The following is a 5,405-nucleotide window of genomic DNA, read 5'->3' on the forward strand; positions in this document are numbered from 1 at the left end:
AGGAGCCCCCGCGCTCACCCGCCCGCCGAGGGGGCGCTGCGCATGATCGCATTGCCGCTGGAAGGAAACGGCAAGACGGCCGCGGACCCAATGCGCGCGAATACGCGGACTTTGTGCTGCGCCCGCGGTCGCTGTCCGTCGCCGGCGTCTCCCAGGTCATCCGATCGGCGGCGACGTGCGGCAACTGCGCGTGGAGCCCGACGTGGTGCGCATGGCCCAGTACGATCTGCGTGGAAGAGGCATCCATCGGCGTGCCCAGGACCCGCAGCGAGCTCAGTCCCGCGTAGTCCGTGACGACGCCTGCGAGCTGGACCGGCGTGGCGTTCGCCATCGGCACCGGATACCACCACTGCGAGCGTGGCCGGCAGGCGCCCCGGCAGGGCGGTGTTCGCACGCACGCGCACGAGGGTGCTGTTGGCGAGCCGGCGCCGTCGCGAGGCTGCCGCTCAGGGCATCCTCGAGGTGGATGACAGCGGTGTCGGTGTCATAGCGCAGTCCGCTCACGATGATGCTGCCGGCCCCGTCGACGCCGCCGACTCTTCGTAGGCGCGCGTCATTTCCTTCGTCAGATGGAAATGCAGCTCGCTCCATCGAGCGAAATCCCTCCTGCAAAGACAGATCGCTCCAGCAGTGGCGGTTCTGCACCGAGCGTATTGGCCACCGCCGCCCGCTACGAGCAGGACGCCGACTTCAGTCGTCGTCTTACAACCATGCGCACTTCAATATAAGACAAGAGCACTACAAATGGGACGTCTTCACATAAGGCGCCAGCACAAGAGAGCAGAAATGTCCAACATGTCACATTCAGTGATCCCTGCAGCAGCCCTTCGGCGCGGAGCGCACCCATGACCGCCGCCTCACTGGCCAATTCTGCGGGCAATACCTCAGGCGTGGCTTTCGGAAACCTCGTTGATCTCGCGCGATTGCAAGTAGGTAGCACCTCCGCAGTGATCTGCGAGGCCTGCAGCACCATCAACGTGGGCTCTGCACTGTTCTGTAGATGCTGTTCACACAAGCTGCCGGCCTTTCACGCAACGAGCGCTCCGGGCGAACAGGTACCGCAGCCCAAGGCGCCCCGTGTCATCCCGGATCGCGCCTGGCCCATGGATTTCGCTGTGTTCTGGCTCGTGATTGGTTCGCTCGTGATCATCACCAGGTACATCCCCATTCTTTAACCCACGCTTGTCGAGGCCGGGGACGCCGGTATGACGAAATTCTGTGAGTCCTGCCATACGCCTAACAGAGACCGCGCCAGATACTGCTGCGGCTGCGCTGGCAAGTTCTCCGGCATCCGCTCGGGCACGACAACCTTTGACAGCACCGTCAGCGAGCCGCGCTGGATGCATACGGCGCCGCCCTCTTCGTCGACATTGAAAGCCGCGGCGCGCGAGCAGAAAGGTCAGCGACCGCCGAGACGCATCGGCTTGATCCCCGTGCCGCATGGCGTGGATGTATCCATCGTCTGGCTGCTGATCGTGCTGGCGCTGTTGCATGGCGCTTTCGTCATCTGGTACTTAAACCGCTCCGCGACGCGCGCTCTCCCAACGGGTGCGCCCTCGTCCCTGTGGCAGTCGGCGAGCCAGCCTGTGGAGAGAACGGAAGCCGCCCCTCCAAAGGCGTCTGTCGTACCCGAGGACGTTTCGCCGGCGACTACTTCGCCTCCGTCTGAGGCATCTGCGAAGGCGGAGACGGCCGCTCCGCAGCAGTCCTTAGACGCTTTGGACCAAGCGGCGGCTACTTCTCCCCCGGCACCGGCGGCGCCCCAAGACCAGGCAGTTGTGGCGACCCCTGAACCTGCCCCCTCGGTAGCGGGAAGCACACAGCAAACCGAACCGCCGCGGACTGCACCAAGCTCTGCGGATCAGGACGACCTCGTTCGCCAGCGGCGTCGGGCGGCAGTAGCGACAGTTCGCCCGGATCGTGGAACACAGCGTGTCTTACCTGCGCCGGCGCCAAGAGAGAGGCGGTCAGAACCACCAATTGCTGCAGCAAACCCGTCCCAACCCCGCGGTGAGGCACCAGCCGCGCCGGCTCTTGCGCCGCCGAAGCCGCCCGTGGTTGACGTGGGGCGTTCTCGTGTCCTCGAGGCGAGGCCTCAAGCGCGCCCAGCTTCACAGTTCCCAGCTGCCGGCATGTCTGCGCCAGCAGCAAGCGTGGTTCCCTGTGATCGCCACAACCCCTTTGGAGAGGCGCCTTGCTTGAACACCAGACCAAGTCAGCTCGTGCGCTCACCTCGCGCCGGCGGAGCCGCCTCGCCTCCCGGCCTGGCAGGCTTTGTTGGATCGGCAAGCCCCGCTGTTGTCTCCAAAGGTTCGGTCACAGGTGGAGCGGTCGGAATGGCCAGCCCAGACCCCGCCGGCGGCAGCGCCGGTGATGGTGGTGGATCAGGTGGTGGTGGAGCAGGCGGCGGCGCTGGGGCCGGAGGCGGCGGCGCTGGGGCCGGAGGCGGTGGCGCTGGGGCCGGAGGCGGTGGCGCTGGGGCCGGAGGCGGTGGCGCTGGGGCCGGAGGCGGCGGCGCTGGGGCCGGAGGCGGTGGCGCTGGGGCCGGGGGTGGCGGTGCTGGTGCCGGAGGTGGTGGTGCTGGGGCCGGAGGCGGCGGCGCTGGGGCCGGAGGCGGTGGCGCTGGGGCCGGAGGCGGTGGCGCTGGGGCCGGGGGTGGCGGTGCTGGTGCCGGAGGTGGTGGTGCTGATGCCGGGGGCGGTGCTGGTGCCGGAGGCGGCGGTGCTGGCGCCGGGGGCGGTGGACCGGGTGGCGGCGGACCGGGCGGTGGTGGACCCGGCGGCGGTGGACCAGGCGGTGGTGGACCCGGCGGCGGTGGACCAGGCGGAGGTGGACCGGGCGGCGGTGGACCGGGCGGCGGTGGACCGGGCGGAGGTGGACCGGGTGGAGGTGGACCGGGTGGAGGTGGACCGGGTGGAGGTGGACCGGGTGGAGGTGGACCGGGTGGAGGTGGACCCAGTGGAGGCGGGCCGGGCGGCGGCGGACCGGGCAGATGAATCCGCAACGTCCGCACCAACTCACCAACTCGTAGCGCTTTGGAACACGGCCGCCTATCGGCCCACGGCGCGCGCTCGGGAGCCCGCCGCGCCCCGACTAAAAAGGTGACTTCGACGTCAGTGTCGGATAGCTCGTCGCTGGTGGAGCGCCTCCGAACTACAGGAAAGGCGACGCCCCGCCGCAATTCTCGAATCAGCGTGAGGTGCAGCCAGCAAGGCGCTCGTGCTTCGTAAGGCGCTCATCAAGCGATCAAGCGATGACGTCGAATTAGGAAACAGATGACGCTGGCCGCGCGCTCACGACAAAGACTCTCCCGGACAGCGTGTCGAAACGAAGAGCTCGTTGGTCAGGGAAGATGGAAGTTGATCATCGACCTCATGCCTGTTCCGTTGACCCGTGCCACTCCTCGCGCGCCACCTCTACTGGATGGCGCCGCCAATGCGTTGGGTAGAGTTCGATTGCCCAAACTTCGAGGTCGCCCGGATCAGCGCGGCCCTCGGTTAGACGGAACCACTCTTCCCTAAACGCTGCGCGCCACGCAATGGAAGTTCTGAACTCTGCGCCGGGGGTCATCGGTAGAACTCCGGCCTGCACGAATGAGATTCCAACGCACCGCGGAATCGGATCACGTCCGATCCCAAGACGAAACATCGCATACATAAGTCCTAAGTTGCTTTTCATCGACAGTCCCGCTTGGTCAATTCGAATGGTGGGTCTTGCTTGAGTCCGAATGTAGGCGTGCAGGCAAACGTATGCATGAGCGTTGAATCCCTATTTGAGGAGGACAGAACGCCCGTCTTGATCGCACGCCAGGCATGACTAAACGCCTACGCTCTCGGCGGGCCGCTGGGTCTGCTTTCACGCGATTGCCAAACACCAAACAACGGAAGGGCCCGCCAGCAAAAGATTGCGGACTTTCCTGTTGCGTGGAGGCTGGCAGTGGCTTGGCTCGTCAAGCTGGGACCCAGTGCCAAACGGCCCGCCGCCAGCACGATTGCTACCGCTCGGGTAGCCTTGCCAATCGATGCGCCACCTCTTGATGCTCAAGCGAACAGCGCGCAGCCTAGTCGCACTTAGACAGCTGAAGGAGATCGCATGACGTCTGAAGCGGAAGCCGTTTGGGAATTCTTCAAACGCGAGTACCCGTTGCACGGCGCCGAGCGCCACTTGCTCATCGCAGTCGTGAAAGGCTGCGAAGAGCTGAGCACGCTGGAAATCGACACCGGCGTGGGTACGTTGGTGGAGATGGGCCTGCTTGGCCGTGGAGAGTTCGATCTCCACTTCACAGAAGACGGGCTCGTCGCCATCAACGAGCCCTAGCGTCGCCCGGAGGCGACGTTCGAGCGTTGACGTGCCTGCCGCTGATTGACGGCGACTTCGGCTGTCACTTGCCTTGTGTCATCCTGACCTTGCCGTCGACCACCGCCGCGAGCCCGGCCAGCGTGTCGACACTGTTCGTCTCGTCATCCGCAATGGAGATGGGGAAGTGGTCTTCGATGGCGAACACGAATTCGACCAGCGTCATCGAATCGAATCCCTTGTCGCGCATGGACGCGTGTGGTCGAGCGCTCCCATTCGCTGCCGTACAGCTTGAGGATCAGGCCCTGCAATTCCTTCAGCGAACTCGTTGGACACGAGCGCGCGTCATTCATGGAGCGACAAGTCCATGTGCCTTCCCGTAAGGTACATCTTGGCACGTCTGTGAAGAATATGTGAAACGTTCACATCGGCCGAATATTGACGTACATTGCGCCTGATGCGACGTAAGACAGCACGCTCTTACGTGGTGGAACACGACGAAAGGAGAAGCCAGTGTCCCGCAAATCACGTGCACTCATCGAGATCAGGCTGCGCCGTTCGAACGATCTCGTCCAGCAAGAGGCTGTGGCCGTTGTCCATGAGCTGTGGCGGCCGGACACACCCCACAACCGGGAAAAATTGGCCTTCGTTGCACACCAGGGAAATCGTCTCTTTGGTGCCGATACCCACTGGGTTGAACGACGATTGGCATGACCGTCCGGCTACCGCCGGCAGCTGACTTTTGGAACAACGTTCCCAAACCCGAGTTGGCCCGTGCAACTTCCCAGGGAGATCAATATTGAACCATCAGATACAGAGGAAATTCGACTATCGAGGCGCGGTCATCACCATCGAGGTGACCGGGGAGGGCGAGCAGATTTCCGCGCATGCCGATGTCCATCGGGGCGGCGAGTTCGCGGGCCGGGTCGCGTTGACCACGAGCCAGGCCGAACGGAAGATTATTTTCGACAAGCTCGACTGCAAGGCGAAGAAGCTCGTCGACGGGCTCTTGGTAGCCAACAAACGGGATGCGACCACAGCCGCCAGCGGCCATTGGCTGCAGTAGATGGCCTACTGCAATGCGGCGCATGACCCTGCTCGTCGGCTAC

The 5,405-nt window shown here is 64.4% G+C and carries 6 protein-coding genes and 1 pseudogene; 6 read left to right on the top strand and 1 reads right to left on the bottom strand.

What is annotated here, in order from left to right:
• From EJI01_RS29780 to EJI01_RS27990, 4 genes and pseudogenes are all read left to right on the top strand, one after another.
• Window positions 1-223 (top strand): annotated as a pseudogene (locus EJI01_RS29780) (hypothetical protein); the annotation flags it as partial.
• A 622-nt stretch (window positions 224-845) separates the two neighbouring features.
• Window positions 846-1,175 carry a hypothetical protein gene (locus tag EJI01_RS27980; RefSeq protein WP_126840363.1) on the top strand — a complete coding sequence of 110 codons (330 nt, stop codon included), beginning with the start codon at window positions 846-848 and terminating at the stop codon, window positions 1,173-1,175.
• 1,198 nt (window positions 1,176-2,373) lie between these two features.
• Window positions 2,374-3,105 (top strand): hypothetical protein, encoded by a 732-nt coding sequence (locus EJI01_RS29015; protein WP_185879102.1) that lies wholly within the window; start codon window positions 2,374-2,376, stop codon window positions 3,103-3,105.
• 987 nt (window positions 3,106-4,092) lie between these two features.
• The gene (locus EJI01_RS27990) at window positions 4,093-4,317 is read left to right on the top strand and encodes a hypothetical protein (RefSeq protein ID WP_126840364.1); all 225 of its coding nucleotides are present in this window, start codon (window positions 4,093-4,095) and stop codon (window positions 4,315-4,317) included.
• A 64-nt stretch (window positions 4,318-4,381) separates the two neighbouring features.
• Here EJI01_RS27990 and EJI01_RS29540 read toward each other — a convergent pair whose 3' ends face one another.
• Complete coding sequence (locus EJI01_RS29540; protein WP_260602730.1) at window positions 4,382-4,546, bottom strand: acyl carrier protein; 165 nt, start codon at window positions 4,544-4,546, stop codon at window positions 4,382-4,384.
• Window positions 4,547-4,809: 263 nt separating this feature from the next.
• Here EJI01_RS29540 and EJI01_RS28000 point away from each other — a divergent pair, with 263 nt between their 5' ends.
• Window positions 4,810-5,010: a hypothetical protein gene (locus tag EJI01_RS28000; RefSeq protein ID WP_126840365.1), complete on the top strand. Its 201-nt coding sequence runs from the start codon at window positions 4,810-4,812 to the stop codon at window positions 5,008-5,010.
• A gap of 85 nt (window positions 5,011-5,095) precedes the next feature.
• Entirely contained in the window at window positions 5,096-5,362 is a 267-nt protein-coding gene (locus EJI01_RS28005; protein ID WP_126840366.1) for a hypothetical protein, read from the top strand.
• The last annotated feature ends 43 nt before the right edge of the window (window positions 5,363-5,405 follow it).

The organism is Variovorax sp. MHTC-1 (assembly GCF_003984645.1).
Classification (GTDB): domain Bacteria; phylum Pseudomonadota; class Gammaproteobacteria; order Burkholderiales; family Burkholderiaceae_C; genus Variovorax.

Coding starts and splice junctions, on each gene's coding strand:
- EJI01_RS27980 (WP_126840363.1), top strand. CDS start 846: ATGACCGCCGCCTCACTGGCCAATTCTGCGGGCAATACCTCAGGCGTG.
- EJI01_RS29015 (WP_185879102.1), top strand. CDS start 2,374: ATGGTGGTGGATCAGGTGGTGGTGGAGCAGGCGGCGGCGCTGGGGCCG.
- EJI01_RS27990 (WP_126840364.1), top strand. CDS start 4,093: ATGACGTCTGAAGCGGAAGCCGTTTGGGAATTCTTCAAACGCGAGTAC.
- EJI01_RS29540 (WP_260602730.1), bottom strand. CDS start 4,546: ATGCGCGACAAGGGATTCGATTCGATGACGCTGGTCGAATTCGTGTTC.